Annotated in this window: 10 protein-coding genes; 4 read left to right on the top strand and 6 right to left on the bottom strand. The window is 42.1% G+C overall.

Translation table 11 applies throughout. The features are described 5' to 3' along the window. Positions 1–748: 748 nt before the first annotated feature. From OCW38_RS06400 to OCW38_RS06375, 6 genes are all read right to left on the bottom strand, one after another. Complete coding sequence (locus tag OCW38_RS06400; protein WP_016795617.1) at positions 749–2,317, bottom strand: polysaccharide lyase family 7 protein; 1,569 nt, start codon at positions 2,315–2,317, stop codon at positions 749–751. Positions 2,318–2,740: 423 nt separating this feature from the next. Beyond that, entirely contained in the window at positions 2,741–4,492 is a 1,752-nt protein-coding gene (locus OCW38_RS06395; RefSeq protein WP_261895478.1) for a polysaccharide lyase family 7 protein, read from the bottom strand. A gap of 258 nt (positions 4,493–4,750) precedes the next feature. Then, on the bottom strand, positions 4,751–6,622 hold the full coding sequence (locus OCW38_RS06390) for a methyl-accepting chemotaxis protein (RefSeq protein WP_010438366.1): 1,872 nt from the start codon (positions 6,620–6,622) through the stop codon (positions 4,751–4,753). A gap of 1,087 nt (positions 6,623–7,709) precedes the next feature. Next, a complete protein-coding gene (locus OCW38_RS06385) occupies positions 7,710–8,591 on the bottom strand; it encodes an NAD(P)-dependent oxidoreductase (RefSeq protein ID WP_010438364.1) in 882 nt (293 codons plus the stop codon). Positions 8,592–9,185: 594 nt separating this feature from the next. After that, the gene (locus OCW38_RS06380) at positions 9,186–11,264 is read right to left on the bottom strand and encodes a DUF4962 domain-containing protein (RefSeq protein ID WP_010438362.1); all 2,079 of its coding nucleotides are present in this window, start codon (positions 11,262–11,264) and stop codon (positions 9,186–9,188) included. 218 nt (positions 11,265–11,482) lie between these two features. Beyond that, positions 11,483–13,261, bottom strand: a complete 1,779-nt coding sequence (locus OCW38_RS06375) for a sodium:solute symporter family transporter (RefSeq protein ID WP_010438360.1) — start codon at positions 13,259–13,261, stop codon at positions 11,483–11,485. Between the two features lie 1,139 nt (positions 13,262–14,400). On the opposite strand from OCW38_RS06375, the gene OCW38_RS06370 reads away from it, so the two are divergent. From OCW38_RS06370 to OCW38_RS06355, 4 genes are all read left to right on the top strand, one after another. Next, entirely contained in the window at positions 14,401–14,871 is a 471-nt protein-coding gene (locus OCW38_RS06370) for a hypothetical protein (RefSeq protein ID WP_010438357.1), read from the top strand. Positions 14,872–14,896: 25 nt separating this feature from the next. Continuing rightward, on the top strand, positions 14,897–15,823 hold the full coding sequence (locus tag OCW38_RS06365; protein ID WP_261895476.1) for a tripartite tricarboxylate transporter substrate binding protein: 927 nt from the start codon (positions 14,897–14,899) through the stop codon (positions 15,821–15,823). 88 nt (positions 15,824–15,911) lie between these two features. Beyond that, a complete protein-coding gene (locus OCW38_RS06360) occupies positions 15,912–16,373 on the top strand; it encodes a tripartite tricarboxylate transporter TctB family protein (RefSeq protein ID WP_010438352.1) in 462 nt (153 codons plus the stop codon). Positions 16,374–16,381: 8 nt separating this feature from the next. Next, a complete protein-coding gene (locus OCW38_RS06355; protein WP_261895474.1) occupies positions 16,382–17,884 on the top strand; it encodes a tripartite tricarboxylate transporter permease in 1,503 nt (500 codons plus the stop codon). Positions 17,885–18,025 lie beyond the last annotated feature (141 nt).

The following is an 18,025-nucleotide window of genomic DNA, read 5'->3' as shown; positions in this document are numbered from 1 at the left end:
TTTGGCCCTCTCAAAGCCTTGTATCTATCATAGATAGACAAAAACCCTCAGCTCTATACTCAACCCACAAATTATTATTTAGTGTCACAGACCATTTAATGCCAGCAAACAACTAATGCTAAAGTGCATATCTTGAGCTGTTAGCGTCGTTTGATCATCGACTTGAGCCCGCCTAGTATCTCAAAAAGCATTGGATCTAATAGAGTGATGGCTAACCCTACTATTCTATTTATTAACGAGTTAGAGCACTATTTAGGGCCGTTCTAAACATCCCCAGAGTGACGGTTTCAAGAACAGTACGGGAGTAATCAGCCGAGCTAACGTTTATTAGCAGGACACGCAAAATAATAGGTTCGTAAATAAACACGCATAGGTAAATACCTTAAGAACGAGGGCAAAGTTTTCAAACTATGGTAATTCCGATAAACATCACAACATTATTTGGGTTTGAATCCGCGACAAGCTAGCCTTTTGGTAACTGAGATTAAACATGAGCGAGGTTAATAGTGATCGGCGCTTGGGGGTTAGTGCAAACCACCTAGCAATAGTGACTGAAACGTATAATGATTAAAGTTAATACTATATGAGCTTGATGATAATGTCCTAAATTCTGTGTTACTGTTCGCTAGCATCCCTCTTTTTAACCAAAAATCATACCCTTCATACAAAAAACAGGCACAAAAAAGCCTCCAAACCAAAGGCTGGAGGCTATTGCGATATCTTTAATATTAAGTGTTATTCGGTTAGATTACTTTTTGTATTGATCGTGCGATACGTCTAGCTGGTAGAAAGTCGCTTGTGAATAATCGTCTAGGTCGCCACTAATGTTTTGATTATATACACCAGCCTTGAAGTACATGTACTTACCACCTGCGTCGTAGCCGCTTTCGCTCATATCTACGACTTGTACAACGTCATCTTTGCCTTCACGCATCAAGCTAACAGTCATCGTGTTGCCTTTAACGTCAATACGGTAGCTGAATACTTCGCCAAGTGCGATACCATCTTCACCCACTTCAGCTGTCATATCGCCCACTAGAGGGTAAAAATCTTCTTTTGTCGCATCTTGGCTTTCGTGTGCAAAGTAAACCGCACCCGTTGCTTGGTTTGGTAGTTTACGGTAGTACAAACGAATTGGCTCATCGTTTTGATCATGAATCTGACCAATGATAAAGCGGCCCACTTCGTTCGCATTACCTGTCGTTGTTGCGTGATCGATTTTCAAGGTAGCTTCTAGAACACCATCAATACCCGCTGCCGCTTCTAAATCTGATTCAGGCGCGCTTGAAAATACCCAGTTGTTCTTGTTAACACCCTTAGTGCTAATAGATTGGTCACCACGGCGCATCATTTCACGAAGCTCCGTACGTGCGTACTTAGTGTTTTTAGAGGTACGTACACCCTTCACGTAAGCTTTGAATACTAGGCCGCCATCGTCAGCAGTATAGAAGATTTCTGGATGCTGGTAACCGTTTGCTAGGTTCCACTCAGAAACATCATCAGGCTTGCCATTTTTATCATGATCGAAAGGCTGAGATAGATACCAGTGGGTCATATCAAAGTTTTCGCTCGGAGCATTACCTGCTAGAGGTGTTTCAGGTAAACCCGTTGGTACAGGTAACGCAGTGCGTGTTTCACATTTCACTGTTGTCTCACAAGGGTAAACCGCTGCGACACCGAAATTACCAGAACGTAGATCTTTACGTGCTGCCTTACGCGCTTTTTCCGCAGCTTTCATTTCAGCGATCATTGTTTGTTCTGCTGCTACTACTGCAGGGGTAATAATGTGGCTAGTAGGACAAGCGTTAACGTTACAGTTAACAGCAGCTAACTCAGTCACACTGTTCCAACCGTTTTTGGTGTTGCCGTGACCAACGTATCGTACGTAACGAGCTTGAACTGCTGGCTCAAACTGGAAACGCTCTAGGCCAATCGCTTTACCTGAACTCATTTGGTTCTCAAGTACTGTTGTCCAGCTTTCGCCATCAACACTGACTTGAATATCAAATTTAGATTGACGCTCGTTACCTTTGCTAAATGATGCCTGAACAGCGTCAAATTCTTGAACTGAGCCATAGTCCAACATTGCCCACTCGCCGTCACCTGCTGAAGACCAACGTGTTGTTAGATCTTGGTCAAACAAACGATCTGGACCGTTACCATCGTGGCTGCTAGCCGTCATAGCAACCGGCGTCAGGAGAGCTTCACCGGTTTCTTTGTTGTTTGGAAAATCAGCAGTAGGTGTGCTCGTGCTCGCACAACCAACCGCAAGTAAGATAGAAGAAGCGAGTAGGGTTTTTATAGTAATTTGTTTCATATTTAATCCATTATTATAATACAAAGGCAGCATTTATAAGTGAAAGTAGAACCTGCAAACACGAGCTATAAGGCGATTCCTCTCTCAATATTTGCGATAACACAAAAATATTACGTAATCTTATAATACAAATAAAACATTTCGTTGAATAAATGAGACTGAGGACACTTTCCGTTTTTCCATACTTTAACTGGATCACATTTCCTATTGATAAAAGACAATATATATTAATTCAGAATGCGAAATGAGCTCACAAACTTAAAAATTCCAAGATCAAATTGCCATTTTCAAACTCAACGCAGCTGGTCATACATCATTGTGAACGGACCCTATATTCACCTCTCCGAAAAGTAAAAAGACCACATTGTTAGTCACCAATGTGGTCTTAAAATTACCGTAATAGCTCATTAGCCATCTATTAAATCAGTTATGTTCAACCCTTAACGAACTGAAGCTCACATCAAACACTTCACCTGTATAGTCGCTATCTGGCTTAAATTGTGGATAGATACCCGCTTTGAAATAGAATGCGATATCGGTAGATGTCCACTCTGACGTTAACGAAACAGTGTCCCCGTCTTTGTCTTGGTAATCTTCGCCCCAAGGAATTAAATGCGAAACCGTATTGGTTCCATCTGAATCATGAGTTGCCAGATAAACACCGTCTTGATTGGCTCGAATCGTATATCGCCACTCTTCACTGGCTGAATATGTACCTAATTCAACACTGAATGGTTCACAATCGCTGCAATCTTGATTGTTACGCTCAAAATCGGAGTTGAGTATAACTCGGACGGGCTTATCCTCTCCTTCCCATAAGAGCTTCACCAGTGCTTGATTAATTTTCCAACCATGGATTTGTCCGAGTACCACTTTCGGGTCTTGGTTATTGAGGTTTGGATAGTTTTCAACTCGTAATGTTGCCGTCAATTCGTGAGTGGTTGCACTTGTTCTTGTATCGTTCAGATACCAACTAGTGTCTTCATCGCTGGTGCTGCAATCCGGTTGTGCATTGCTTTGATACAACTCTCTTAACTCAGAACGAATATAGCTAGAATTTTGTGTCGTAGTGCCGTACCCCATATCCGCTCTAAAGTGCATTCTTCCTTCATCCGTGTTGAAATAAGAAAGATCAATATCGCTATGGTAGACATCGCTGTCATTAGCGAGAAGGCCCTTGCTCGACTCACAACGTTCAGGCTCTAATTCAGCAGCACTATCGCCGCCACTGCCATACCAAGTATCTTTGCTCGCAGGAATCGTAAACTTCCAATCATTAATATCCCAATCGTTTGAACCACTGATTTGGGTTGTGGTGTATCTTAACGCTTGAAAATAGGCCGTAGCTTCACCATTTTCAAACTGGTTATATATACCCGCTTTAAAATAGCTTAGGAGATGCTCCCAATAGGCGATATCTTGGTTCACTTTTACTTCATCATTCACTTTGATCGACAATGTATTTTCATAAACAGAAAGATCAAATTTAGTAAAACTATCAAGATCTGCCTCTCCTAAATCGTACCGATCATAAGAGGTGGCATAACAGTTTGAAGAGTCTGAAGCACTGCTGCAGTCAATGGCGTTGTTTTTCATTACGGCCCAATAGTGGCCTGTGATACCATCGCGTTCTTGTTCCCAAACCACACGTAATAGCGGATGAGGAATATAACCAGTTCCGCTCTCGTCCGTACCTTTATTATGTATCTGTAACATCGTCACTTCATCATGATCGGCAGGTGAGCTCGCCATTGCATGTTCGATATCAGGTAAGCTTATTTCCGCATACAGGCTTCGTCTTACACCCGTTTCATTGATATCGAAGTTTTCTCCCTCACGAACCTCAGAACGCATCTTATAGTTCGCCATTTTAAAAATTAGGTTTTCCGTCTCTTCATCTGCATAAAAGTAATCACTGATGTAACCATCGAAATCGCCATCTTTCACTTCAGAGGTTTTGTTACCCTCTGTGCCGTTAGGATCCGATACCTGAAGATCGGAACTAGAGAGTATGTTTTGATATTTTGCGATATCGTAAGGTGCGACAACACCATAAGACGTTCCTGGGTTGCTACTATCAGATGGGTCACTGCTGTCACTTGAATTATTTGAACTGCTTCCACCGCAGCCATACGTAAGCGAAGCGAGCACGACGACAAAAATTGGCTTATTCACATTTATCTCACTTATCCATAAGAGTTGAGTGACAATGTATATTTGTACTATTTTATGTCAATTGTGTAATTATCAGAATGTGAGATGCGACAAATCAAGTGAAATGAATAAGGAATACGGCGTTTTCTATATGATAAAACGCAGAAATGCCACTCTAAACTCGAACGTTATTGAGTGGCTTTCAGTGTAATAAATTAAGTTAAGCTATTGAAAATTAGTATTAATTAGCGCCCAATTTAAATGTTAATTGTGAGCCTGCTAAACTTTAAAGCTGCTCATAAGCTCACTGACGCTGCCATTAAGCGTTTTGATTTCTGCCGACTCTGTCAGTTGGTCTTGGCTTAACTTGTTCAGCTCTTCAACGAAGCTTTCAATCTTATGCATGTTCTTAGCAATACTCTGAATCAATGCGTTTTGCTCCACAGAAGACCCCGAAATGTCGTTATTGAAACGGCTCACGGTTTCCATCTGCTCAGTCAGCTTAGCCAGCATATTTACCGCTTGGATAACTTGAGCACGAGTCATCTCACAATTACTTTTGGTCAGTTCAATCGATTTAACTAAACCATCTGATTTCGACTGTAAACCCAATAACGCCTCTTCTATTTCAGAAGTGCTGATTTGAGTTCGGTTAGCCAGTGCACGAACTTCATCAGCCACCACAGCAAAACCTCGACCGTGTTCGCCGGCACGCGCTGCTTCTATCGACGCATTCAATGCCAGCAAGTTGGTTTGCTCAGCAATACCACCAATCACAGAAACGATAGACTGTATGCTCTGCGTTTCGTTGGCCATAGACCGGATGTCATCAGAAGTCGTGCACACTTGCTTTTCAAGATCACTGATATACGTTTCAGTTACCGTATTGATTTGCTTGGTTTCATCACTGAACACGGCCGCATCTCGCGCTGCGTCTGCCGCCGATTGAGAGCTCTTCTCTACTTCGTTAGACGCTTCTGAAAGCCCATTAATCGCAGAGACAACTTGAACGGTTTCGTCAGTGTGAACTTTCAACACATTACTGGTCTCTTTACAGCCCTCTCGAATACTCAAAACTTTGGTATCGAGATCCGAGTTCTTGAATTTCACGTCTTTAACCATTTCTTGCAGGCCAATGATGAACAAATTGATGTCTTTAGCGATGTGCCCTAAGTCATCATTGCCCTTCTCTACCAGCCTTCGAGTTAAGTCTCCGTTGCCCTGAGATAGATCGTGAACGATTTTGCGCAGCGACACTATTGGGCGGTAAAAACGATTCAGAAGCAATATCATCAGTATCACTGAACCAAATACACAAGCGACAATCAGCATTCGAGTACTTGACATCACACCGTTCAATTGATCGAGCGCTAGCTCAGGATCGATACTGGATATCATGTACCACTCTTTTTGGCTGCCGATATCAACTTTCTTCGCCATCAAGATCCTTGGGTTTCCATCAATTACGCCCTCGATAAATTGATCAGGCTGTTCAATGGCATTTTTGAGTTTCATCTGCGTGTCTGCAGAAGATATGTTGGTTTGCGGAAGTACGTTCTCTATTGTTGAAGCAACAACCATCCCTCTTTCATCAACAATGATACCTTTCGCTTGATAAATTCCGTCTAACTGTTCGAGTTGCGCTTTTAAGTCATCAAATCGAATGTCTGCCATGATCACACGGTCTTGATACGAATACGTCACACCAATCATTGGTACTTGAGTACTCTTAGTGAAAAATAGGTCACTAAAAGATAAACCTGACTTCAGTTTCGCTTGTTGATACCAAGGGCGAGTCGTTGGGTTATACTTTTCTTTTAGTCCAACACCGTTAGGGAAAGACTCTGAAGGTCGAGATGTATAAGAACGTCCGTCGTCGAAACCCACCACAATTTTGTCGATGCCACCTAGCTTAGCGGCATAGTGCATAAGCGCTTCGTTAGGTACCTGGTATGGTGACTTCATGAACTCTTGAGCAACTGAATTTACGGTATCGATGGTTCTCTGAACGGTATTTTCAATTTGGTTAATTTCTATCGTTAACGAATGGTCGATCTCGTTGTAAATCGTTTGGTTGACTTGTTCTGTCGCCAAATCGAGCGTAAACCAGTTCGTGAATACTAAAGCACTGGTACTAACGATAGCCACCATTAAAATCAGTTTTCCTTTAAACCCTAGAGACAATTTTGAATTCATAAAACTCATTATCCATATAACCTATGTCTATTATTTTCATCCGAATAAAATGGTCATATTTTGCATTATCGAAGATACGGTAAAACGTTACGTATCCATGTCGATTCATCGCTACAACCACAATTTAATTAATATTGTATGTTTAATTGACAACTCTTTCTGTGAGCGATCTTGATATATTAAAACCGGCTGTAAACACCCTGTGACATAGGTATCATTTATGCATTTTTACTTTATCCTTGTCGGATAAAATCGTCAAAATTTTGTAAAATGTCCGAACTTTAAATAAAAAGATCCTATTTTCGCCGATAATTATCATCAATAATTTTAACTATCCCCTTGCGATCTAATCATGCGTAAAAATGACGATGAACTCACACTTTCACAAACCAACCATTCACTAAAGGCATTCAAGACCAAGATTTATTTGTAATACAATAAGCCTTGATGTATGGTGTATTTGAATCATAACTTAAGTTCTTTCTGAATCCTTTTGTTCAATTCAAAGTGGTAATTGAAGCAATTTGCTTTGAGGTCATTGAACACGTTTAACGTAGAAACTGTCGGGGGATCTCGTTAATCGTTATTTCACTTATGATTGTTCATTCGTTTTTTCAGACGGCTCGTCCGAATACGCCCACATAGTCACCAGCTGTGTGGGCTTTTTTTGCTTTCTTTTCAGGTGTTCGAGCTGATAATCCGCTTAAAGCTAGACAACAACAGTGTTGGTTTTAAAGTTTGCGGCTTGGTTTACTAGGAACTTAATTGACTAAGGTTTCGGTTTACCAAAAGATAGGCGATTGGCTTGATACGAGGATAATGGCTTGAAGCTGAATGGCGTTGGAAACTAACGCATTAAGAGTTGAAATCAAATTAGAGCTTTGATTAGGCAAAACAGAACGTAATTAGAAAGGAAGAATAGTAGAAAGAAAAACGATTACGAAGAGTTGTATGAGAAAATATGAACTGCAGATAAAAACGAACCTCGTTGAGGTATCGCTGCCAAAAAGACAAGCCATACCCTAACGAGGTCGTACGTCGATTACTTCTCTAGTTTAGCGAAGTAGTCGAAGATTACTGGTACGTCGTTTTGACCAAGACCTGCATCAACAGCAGCTTGTAGGCTTGTTGCAGTACCTTGAGCAATTAGAGACTCAGTACCTAGCTCTTCACAAAGAGCAAGGAAGTAGCCAAGGTCTTTGTTTGCGTTTGCAACAGAGAAACCTAGCTTCTCTTCACCGTCTACAGCGTAGAACTTACAGAATTGCATAAACGGAGAGTTAGATGGACCTGCAGACATGATATCAAACAGTTGTTGGCCATCAACACCAGCGCGTTGAGCAACAGCGAAAGCTTGAGACATAGTCGCAACAGTTGTCATACCCATGAAGTTGTTCACAAGCTTAGTCACGTGACCTGAACCTAGAGCACCTAGGTGGAATACGTTTTCGCCTTGCTCTTCAAGAACAGGTTTAACTTTGTTGAAAGTTTCCATGTCGCCAGCAGCCATGATGTTCAGAAGACCATCTTTAGCGTGTGCAGGTGTACGGCCTAGAGGAGCGTCGATCATGCCAGCGCCTTTCTCAGCAAGAGCTGCACCGATCTTCTTAGTAGAAGCAGGGATAGAAGTACCGAAGTCTACTAGTACTGCGCCTTCTTTGATGCCCGCAAGAACGCCATCTTCGCCGTATACGATTTTTTCAACAACAGCTGAAGTTGTAAGACAAAATTGAACAATGTCACTTGCTGCAGCGAGTTCTTTAGCAGAAGTGAATGCAGTCGCATTGCCGCGATCTGTAACGCGAGCAACAGCTTCAGCGCTTAGGTCCATTACGTTTACGTGGTAGCCGCGCTTTTGCAGGTTTTCAACCATGTTGCCGCCCATAAGACCTAGGCCAATGAAACCGATTACAGGTTTAGTCATGTTCAAACTCCAAATATAGTATTGTATGATTATATGCTCATTATAATAACTACGTCTTTCTCGTTTCGCAATAGTTTTAAGGCATTCATTTGATGCTTAGGCGTAAGTTGTGACGGCGATACAATTTACGACAAAATATGGCTTACGTTTTATATTTACCGGAACGATATCCCCTTTAAGAAACCGTTCATTTAAAAAATGTCGCACATTATAGTTAACGCAATAAATATGAGCACACTAAAACCAACCTACTTTTAGTTCTCTATTTCTTTTTCTACCAGTGGCTGAGGTCCTTCATTATTAATAAGTGATGAAAATTTCTTGGAAACCACAAAGCCATACATACGAGCCTCTTATACGACCCTGAACATTTGCACTCAACATTATTGTCGAATACGTGTCCTGTCTTGCCCTACATCAGCTCCATCAGCCCGTACCATTGGTTTGCCGTTGAGAGGCTATCAAATGCTCTTTAGCATTAACCCAAGTAAAATGAAGGTACATTGGAATAAAGATTGTCATTTTCGCTAGGCAAAAAAAAACTCCGAACTTTCACTCGGAGTTTTTATATCTAGCTTCTGTTACTTCAGCGAATTACAGTTCGATCGAAACCGTTTCACCGTCAACATTGAGCACTAACATGTTGCCTTCAAGCTTGTGAGACACTTCAACTTGTTCGCCTTCGTTCTTATTAGGAACAAGAAGCGTCAGGATGTTGTGCTCTTTAGACGCCTTGAATTCCACTTCAACGTGACGGTGGATCTCAAGATCTTTGAACTCGTATGGGTCAACTTCACCAAAGCCTTCAACGTTCTTAACTGAAGTGATGTTATCAGCAGACTCGTTAATAAAGTTTACGTCTAGGTGCGCAACTTCGCCGCGGATAGTGAAAGACTTGTCTGCCACTTCGTTTGCGAAAGTGGTATGCATGAGCCAAGTCATATCTTTCTCTTCAGAAAGCGTTGCCTTGTCTTGCATTACGAATACTTTACCTTGAACGAACCAGACCTTACGCTTGTAAGATTCAATTTCAGGAACGAAGTACTTGTAAGAAGCCGTTGCATCACCTTCAACCATCTTCACATCAGATTCTGTGTCGAAGTCAGAAATAGTACCGCCCGCTTCGATACAGAAACGATCTTGGTGGTTTTCGTAGCCTGTGTTCTTGTTCTCACCATACTGACCTTTGCCGCCAAATAGTGGAAGGTTTTTAGAGAACGTTTGACGACGCCATTTCGTGTGCATATCAACACCGAAACCACCGTAGTAGCCAGTGATTGACGCTAGCGTTTCACCGAATGCATGCAACGTGAATGCATTTTGGTCACCGTGAGAGTGGCTGATTGAGCCAAACGGAGAACATTTAAATACCATATGGATATGGTTATCACGCTCAGTCATCTTGTTGTGGAATGCAGCCCAACCAGTGATTGGGAATACTTTCAACAGTGGATCGTTCGATGGTGCTTTCTCTTCAGGTGCATCCCAAAGGAAGTTGAAACGAAGATCGTCGTAACCGAAGTCCCACCAACCGAAGTTGTAGAATTTGGTGTGTGCTTCAGTATCACGGCCTTTCAATTGATTATAGTACCAAACGTATTCAGGCTTCTGGTTAACACCCGCATAGTGCTTGATGTTGTAAGCCAGTTTTAGACCTGGGAAATCACCGATTGAAGACTGGTCACAAAAGCTCGCGCGCTTAGAGTGAACAGGCATACAGTAAAGCGGGAAGTCACCGGTGTTTTCATAGAATGTTTTGTTAAACATGTCTACGCCACAGTATGCTTTCAATAGATCGAATGCTTCACCTAGGAATGCAGTTTGTGTGTTCCAGTAATCCGGACCTTCAGCCCAACCGCCGTCTACACCGCCCCATGGCGGGTAATGTACTGCGTAGTATTCTAGCGCGTATGCGATGTACTCGCCTGCTTTCGGGTGATCGTGGTAAAGCGCGATACACGTTGGAATAATAGCAGAAGAGATCGAACGAACACCGTGGCTGTTTAGCGGGTTGTTCAATAGATCAACCGTCACTTTTAGGTGGTGCATGATTTCGTCTAGACGCTCAATCAAAGCATCTTGAACTTGCTGACGCTCTTCATCGGTGAAGTAACCGTGTAACCAGTCGTAGCCCCAAGCCATAGCAGCGATAACACGGAAAGCCGCTTCGTCGTTATAGCCACGAGAAGTCACGCCTTCTGGATCGTAGGTAGACAGTTTTAAAGTCCAAGCTTTTGCTTTAGCAATGAGCGCTTCGTCTTCTTTTACTACACCAGCGATAGCTAGGTTACGTGTCGCGTTCAATGCCATTTGGCAATCAACGTACATTTGACGCCAGTAAGGACGCCATAAAGAGGCTTTACCTACCGTCTCAGCTGGGTACGCTTGAGGCTCTTCAAAAGGAGCAGTCTCAAGGAACTTAACTGTCGAGTTGTTGTAGAAATCATCAAACATACAGTGAGCTTCATCAGCTTTCACTTTCGCTTTGAATTCTTCTAACTGATCAGCTTGAACAAGAAGACGTGGACGCGCTTCGCTCAAGTTGTCTAGGAATGATAGGTCGAAGTCACGTTTCTGTACTTCGATAGGGAGTAGGTCTACAAGATTACCTGCTGAAGTATCATTCTCCAGCTTCATCTTCCTGATTGCATCAAGAGATTTTTGGTCGCTCATTCTAACTCACTTATTTTCAAGTTGACTGAAAGGAATTAGCAATAATATACGTCTTATTGTAGGACAATTGAATGTATTTCGGTTCAATCGTACAATTTTTTACAGTTTTCGTGATTTAGGTCTGATGTTGTAAGGCTGACACGTTTACTCGCTTCGCAAAGCAAAAAATGCGACGCCCTTTCGAGTCGTCGCATTCTATTATAAACGTTTTCTATGTATTAGCTTTCAGTCACTGCTTTCGCTTGCTTGCCGCCATCATCGACCGCTTTCACAAGTAGTACACCAACACCACCAACAATCACACCACATAAGATGAAGACTAGACGTCCCCACATTGGGTTAGTTAGCAGAGCCATTAGCATAATACCAATACCTGCTACTGCAATCAGTTTACCAAGCATTTCACGCTGCTTGTTATCCAGTACTTTCTGTTCCGCTGACTCCGCAACTAGAGGAGTAGACAGATTACCGAAGAACTTATCAACGTCTGCTTGACGCTTATCAGACAGTGGTTTGTAGAACAATGTCGATAGGATGAAGAAGCCACCTGTTAGTGTGATGTGACCAATTAGACCAATCGCAACTTTAACATCAGACCATTCGCGGCTCGTTAGCTCTTCAAGACCGAATACAGATGACACCATTTCAGCATTTACAACGAAACCTACGTAGTAAGACACAAGACCACCCACTACTAGCGTACCCCAACCTGCCCAGTCTGGAGTCTTCTTGATGAAGAAGCCAAGGAATGCAGGGATTGTCATTGGGAAGCCGATTAGAGCACCAACGTACATCATTGTATCGAACAGGCTCAAACCTTTAAGCGAGTTAATGAACTGGGCGATAAGAATGATAGCAATACCGAAGACTGCAGAAGTAATCTTAGAAACTGTTACCAGCTCTTTCTCACTTGCGTTGCCTTTACGAACAATAGTTTCGTAGAAGTTCTTAACAAAGATACCTGAGTTACGGTTTAGACCTGAGTCCATTGAAGACATTGTCGCTGCAAACATCGCTGCAACTAGAAGACCTACCATACCTGCTGGCATGTACTCTTGTACAAAGTATAGGTATGCAAAGTCACCCGCTTTCTTACCTGCTTCTGGGTAAGCTGCTGCTAGGTCGACACCTTGACCAGCAATGTACCAAGAAGGCATGAACCAGATGAATACACCACAAAGCATTAGAATACATGCAAGTAGCGCTGCTTTCTTAGCGTTCTTTGAGTCTTTAGCCGCTAGGTAACGGTAAGAGTTAAGCATGTTGTTCGTGATTGAGAATTGCTTCACGAAGATGAAAAATGCCCAGATGCTGAAGATGCTTAGGTAGTTAATGTTGTTACCAGAAAGGAATGAACCGCCTTCTGCTACAGGGAAGTTACTGACGATTTCACCAACACCACCACCTTGTACAACCGCTACAACCGCACAAGTTACCGTAACTGCCATGATGATAACCATCTGCATAAAATCAGATGCGATAACTGCCCATGAACCGCCCGTTACCGACATAGCTAATACTACTAAACCAGTAATCCAGATAGTCGCTGTCATGTCGAAGCCGAAGATACCAGAAGCAATGATTGCTAATGCGTTTAACCATACACCTGCAGAAACCACACTGTTTGGCATTGAAGACCAAGTAAACACTTGTTCGTTAGTCGCGCCAAAACGCATACGGATTGCTTCTATTACCGTCACTACACGTAGTTGGCGGAACTTAGGCGCGAAGTATGCAAAGTTCATGAAGTAACCAAAAGCATTGGCTATAAAGATAACCGCTACGGCAAAACCATCGTTATACGCTTTACCTGCCGCACCGGTGAATGTCCATGCACTAAACTGGGTCATAAAGGCGGTTGCACCAACCATCCACCATAGCATATTACCGCCCCCGCGGAAGTAATCACTGGTGGTACTTGTAAATGTTCTAAACATCCAACCTATCGCAATCAAGAATAGGAAATAAATGCCGACAATAATCGTGTTGAGTTCCATCGTGTATCCTTTGTCCGTTGTAATTTGATACGAGGACTATAGGAAATCTCAAACCTTATTTGTAGTACAATAATCCAAATAAGTGATGGTGATCTTATTTTGATTGATTAAGTTAATTATATATATGACATAGGATGGAATATGGCTAATCCATTAAGGAAATTACTGGGGTTTGAGGTGAAAACATGAAAAACCACCCACCAATAACACCCACCCTATAAAAATCAATGACTTACAAAAAAGTGAGACTTTGCACACTTATTAACAAATACAACCAAACACATATAAATATAAAATTCTCAAAAATAATAAAAGCCAAATCAGAGCTGAATCACCCTCATTTATCACACAATAAACCAGTGTTTTATATCAATTGAGAGTAGCTAATTCTATTAGAATTCTACGTAAGTTACTCAATATAGAAGCCACATATCTTGTTGAGATGATGATGGATTCAAAAGATAAAAAATGAAAAATCATGGATGGCGCATAATTATTTGAGGAGAGATCGAGTGTCTAAAACACAAATCTCGCCGCAATATTCTCTTAATTACGATCGTAGAAAGAACTACCGCTAAACGTATACAAGAAAAATTGCCTTAAGAAAGAGTTAATCGGGAGTGAACCAAAACCGTGCTACACATGTTGCAACACACTTCTTAAAAACAAAAAAGCATTCACTTGGTATACCTTTTTGACTGGTTTTGATGAACCTATAAATGGTTCATCGGGACGTTTAAGTGGTTCACATAATAGTTGAAACACGCGTTTAGCTTAAGGGTGGTTAGCGTCTTGCAGGTGAGCCGCTGACATGTTCGCATATAACTCGTTGTGTTATAGGACGCTCGATTATCAAGCCAAAATTTTCTCCCATATGAATTAACAGAACGGCGAGCATATGGTGGTGAATTTATATCTAGGAAATCAGCCAAAATAAAACTGGATCTGTGTCCATTTACACCCAGCTCAAAAAAAGACCAGAATCACACTATTTCCGCCAGAATATGGTCAAAACAAGATCGAAGTCTTGTTAGAAGACTTTCACTTGTGATCGCTCCCCGCTTCCAAGTCATCGTTAATTGAAGAATTATTGTCATACAATATTCTATATTCATCTACCAAACGTAAGGACATGTGGAATGCGATCAATGAAAGATATCACTCAAGACGCTATCGATATCGTTAAACCCTCTATCGACAAGCTGTTTGAAAGAACGAATAGAAAAGAACTGCATATTGTCGTTATGAATCCACACCTCAAGCCTTGGGAAGCCTCTTTTGAAGACGCCATTCTATATGAAGAGTCGTTAGGAGCTCCTGACAACTGGACAATCAAGTTTGATCACCTTGCCCGTAAGAAAGCACAACAAGCGTGGCGAGAATCGACAAGCAATCTAACACTGCACTCCCAACACCCATCTTCACTACGTGACGAAGACTTACTGTTTTATGGTTCGTTTGTTTACGGAAACGTGGTTGTTGCCTGCAGTGGTGTACAACAATGGTATGACATGCTGATCAGTGGCTGGATAGCGATAGCTATTGAACAGTTAGCAATGCACGAATACCAAACAGAAAAAGCAGAAAACCCTACAAAAACATATCGCTAATAATTAGAAACAGAAGGTACTTATTATGAGTAAACTATTAAAATCCATTATGCTAGCAGCCGGTATACTTGTTTCTGCAACGTCAATTGCAGCTGACTATCCAATTAAAAACATTCGCTTAGTTGTGCCATTTGGCGCGGGCGGCGGCACCGATGCCGTTGGTCGTACTCTTGCAAATAGCGCGAAAGACATTCTTGGGCAAAATATTTCAATCATGAACCGTACTGGTGGCGCAGGCGCAGTTGGGATGAGCTTTGGTGCTCAGCAGCGTGCGGATGGTTACACATTAACAGTAGTAACACGTGAAATCGCTTCACTTCCTCAAATGGGTTTGATGCGTCATACCGCTGACGACTTTAAACTCATTCGTTTAGTTAACTTAGATCCTGCGGTCGTATTGGTTGCAGCAGATAGCCCATACAACACGATTAACGACCTGATTAAGGAAGCCAAAGAAAAACCAGGCAGCGTAAAATTCGCTTCAACCGCTGCGCCAAACTTCTACCTAATGTCTCTTGAAAAAGATCAAGGCATTAAATTAAACGCTATCCCTTACAACGGTGCATCAGAAGCAATTCCTGCTGTACTAGGCCATCACACAGACGTCACTATGGTTACTCCTGGTGAAGCTATCGCTCAACTTCGTTCAGGCCAACTAAAGGCATTAGGTGTCATGTCTGAAGAACGTATTCAGTACATTCCAGATGTTCCTACTTTGAAAGAGCAAGGCATTGATGTAGTAACAGGTACATGGCGCGGTATTGGTGCTCCAAAAGATACACCTGATGCAGTAATCGAGAAGCTGGGGGCTGCATTTGATGAAGCAATGGCAAGTGAAGAGTTCAAAACTTTCATGGCGAAAGGTGCAATGACGATTCACAATCTTGATGACAAAGCCTTCACTGAGTTTGTTGCAGAAGATACAAAATCATTGACTCAATTAATTCAATAACCTTTGTTCAGAGGCACAGCTTTTATCAGTTGTGCCTCTGTTACTAGTTTGTACCTTTCCCTTGCTTTACTTTTTAGGGGTAAACTCCATGTCTAACTCTCACTCTTACTTAAACCGAAACGTCGTTTTCCCTTCTATCATCATTATCCTTAGCGCAATCGCGTTCGCGCTGATCACTCAATTTGATCGTCCGATGTACCAAGATGCAAGTGTCGATGCAAAATTCTTCCCGATGATGATTGTGATTGCCCAAATTGCTATCTGTATTGTTCTCATCGTTCAACACAAATTAAAAGGTGCCTCTGAACAACAAGAAGCGATGATAAGCAAGATGTCGATTTTCGGCGTTGCTTTTCTTATTGGCTACGCATTACTCATCAGTGTAGTTGGCTACCTTTATGCTAGTTTGATTGCATTTATGTTCTACCTCGTTTACTTCAAAGTGAAGAAGCCAATCTATTACGTTGTCGCCGTTGTCTTTGTGTTCGCGGTTTACTATCTATTTGGCGAGGTGTTCTACATCGCGCTTCCTGAAGCAACGTGGTCTTAGGAGGTCATATGTTTGAATATCTAATCGATGGTCTCGCAACTGCAGTTAGCTTTGCAGTGCTTCCTGTCCTTGTTTTTGGCGTACTGGGCGGCGTTATTTTAGGCGCACTACCCGGACTTACAGCGACAATGGGCGTAGCAATTCTCCTTCCATTTACCTTTGGCATGGAACCGACTTCAGCCCTTGTGATGTTAATTGGTGTATACATTGGTGGGATTTACGGTGGCTCAATTGCCGCAATTTTACTTAAAACCCCAGGAACACCGGCTTCTGCAGCAAGTGTACTCGACGGTCACACTATGGCTGTTAGAGGACAAGCAGCAAGAGCATTAAGTATTTCTGCTGTTGCATCATTTATTGGCGGGCTGTTAAGTACTATCGTCCTCATCGCGATTGCGCCTAAATTAGCGACCTTTGCACTGCGTTTTAATGCGCCAGAATATTTTGCACTCGCTCTGTTTGGTTTAACGATTATTGCGAGTGTTTCTTCGAACAACATTTTTAAAGGGTTACTTGCGGGAACCATTGGATTATTGGTTTCAACTGTTGGACTCGACCCAATCAGCAGTGTGCCAAGATTTACTTTTGACATCATGGATCTTTACAGCGGAATCAATGCCATCCCTGTCTTAATTGGTTTATTCGCTCTATCTGAGGCATTAAACCAACTAGAGAAGCTGTTCTCTGAAAAGAAAGTCGTTGCACCGAAATTTGACCACAAACTATTAAGTAAAAGTGATCTCAAAGAAATGCTACCAACGGCCATAAAAAGTGGTTTGATGGGAACAACTATCGGCTCGGTACCGGGTGCTGGTGCTGATATATCTGCATTTGTTTGTTACAACGAAGCAAAACGTTCGTCTAAGAACCCAGAAGAGTTTGGTAAAGGCTCGGTTCGTGGCCTTGCAGCCGCTGAATCTGGAAACAACGGCGTAACGGGTGGCTCGCTAGTTCCGTTATTAACACTAGGTGTCCCTGGAGATGCCGTGGCAGCGGTTCTTCTTGGTGCACTTATAGTACAAGGACTCACACCAGGCCCACTGCTATTCGCCCAAAACCCCGAAGTGGTTTATGGCGTGTTCAGCTCAATGTTGGTCGCTAACCTTGTGATGTTAGTGATTGGTTTACTGGGTATTCGCTTCTTCTGTCGAATCATTGAAGTACCGAAGATCATCATGATTCCAATCATTGTCTTCCTTTCAATTGTCGGCGCTTACGCAATTAACAACTCGATGTTTGATGTGGGTATTGCAATCGGTTTCGGTCTACTTGGCTTTATCTTAACTAAACTGGATATCCCTTCTTCACCGATTCTGCTTGCGATCATCTTAGGGCCAATGGCAGAAACAAACCTTAGAAAATCACTGCTGATGTACGATGGCAGTTGGTCTTTCCTTTATGAGCGTCCTATTGCTCTCGCGTTTATCGTGTTAGCTGTATTCTCGGTTTATTCAACGTTAAAAATGAAGAAAAAGCAGAAACAAAAGCAAACTTACGAACATCATGATTAGCCGCTTGTTTAAGCTAGAATATTGAAACAACTCAAAGCCAGAGACAACAGTCTCTGGCTTTTTTCATACATGAAAGCAGCCAATTTTCGTAAACGGTAGACAACAAAAAAGGTATGCACTTGGCATACCCTTTTAAGTCGT

Origin of the sequence: Vibrio cyclitrophicus (assembly GCF_024347435.1) — a bacterium.
In the GTDB taxonomy this organism is placed as follows: Bacteria; Pseudomonadota; Gammaproteobacteria; order Enterobacterales; family Vibrionaceae; genus Vibrio; species Vibrio cyclitrophicus.
This window is presented reverse-complemented; position numbering and strand designations above follow the sequence as displayed.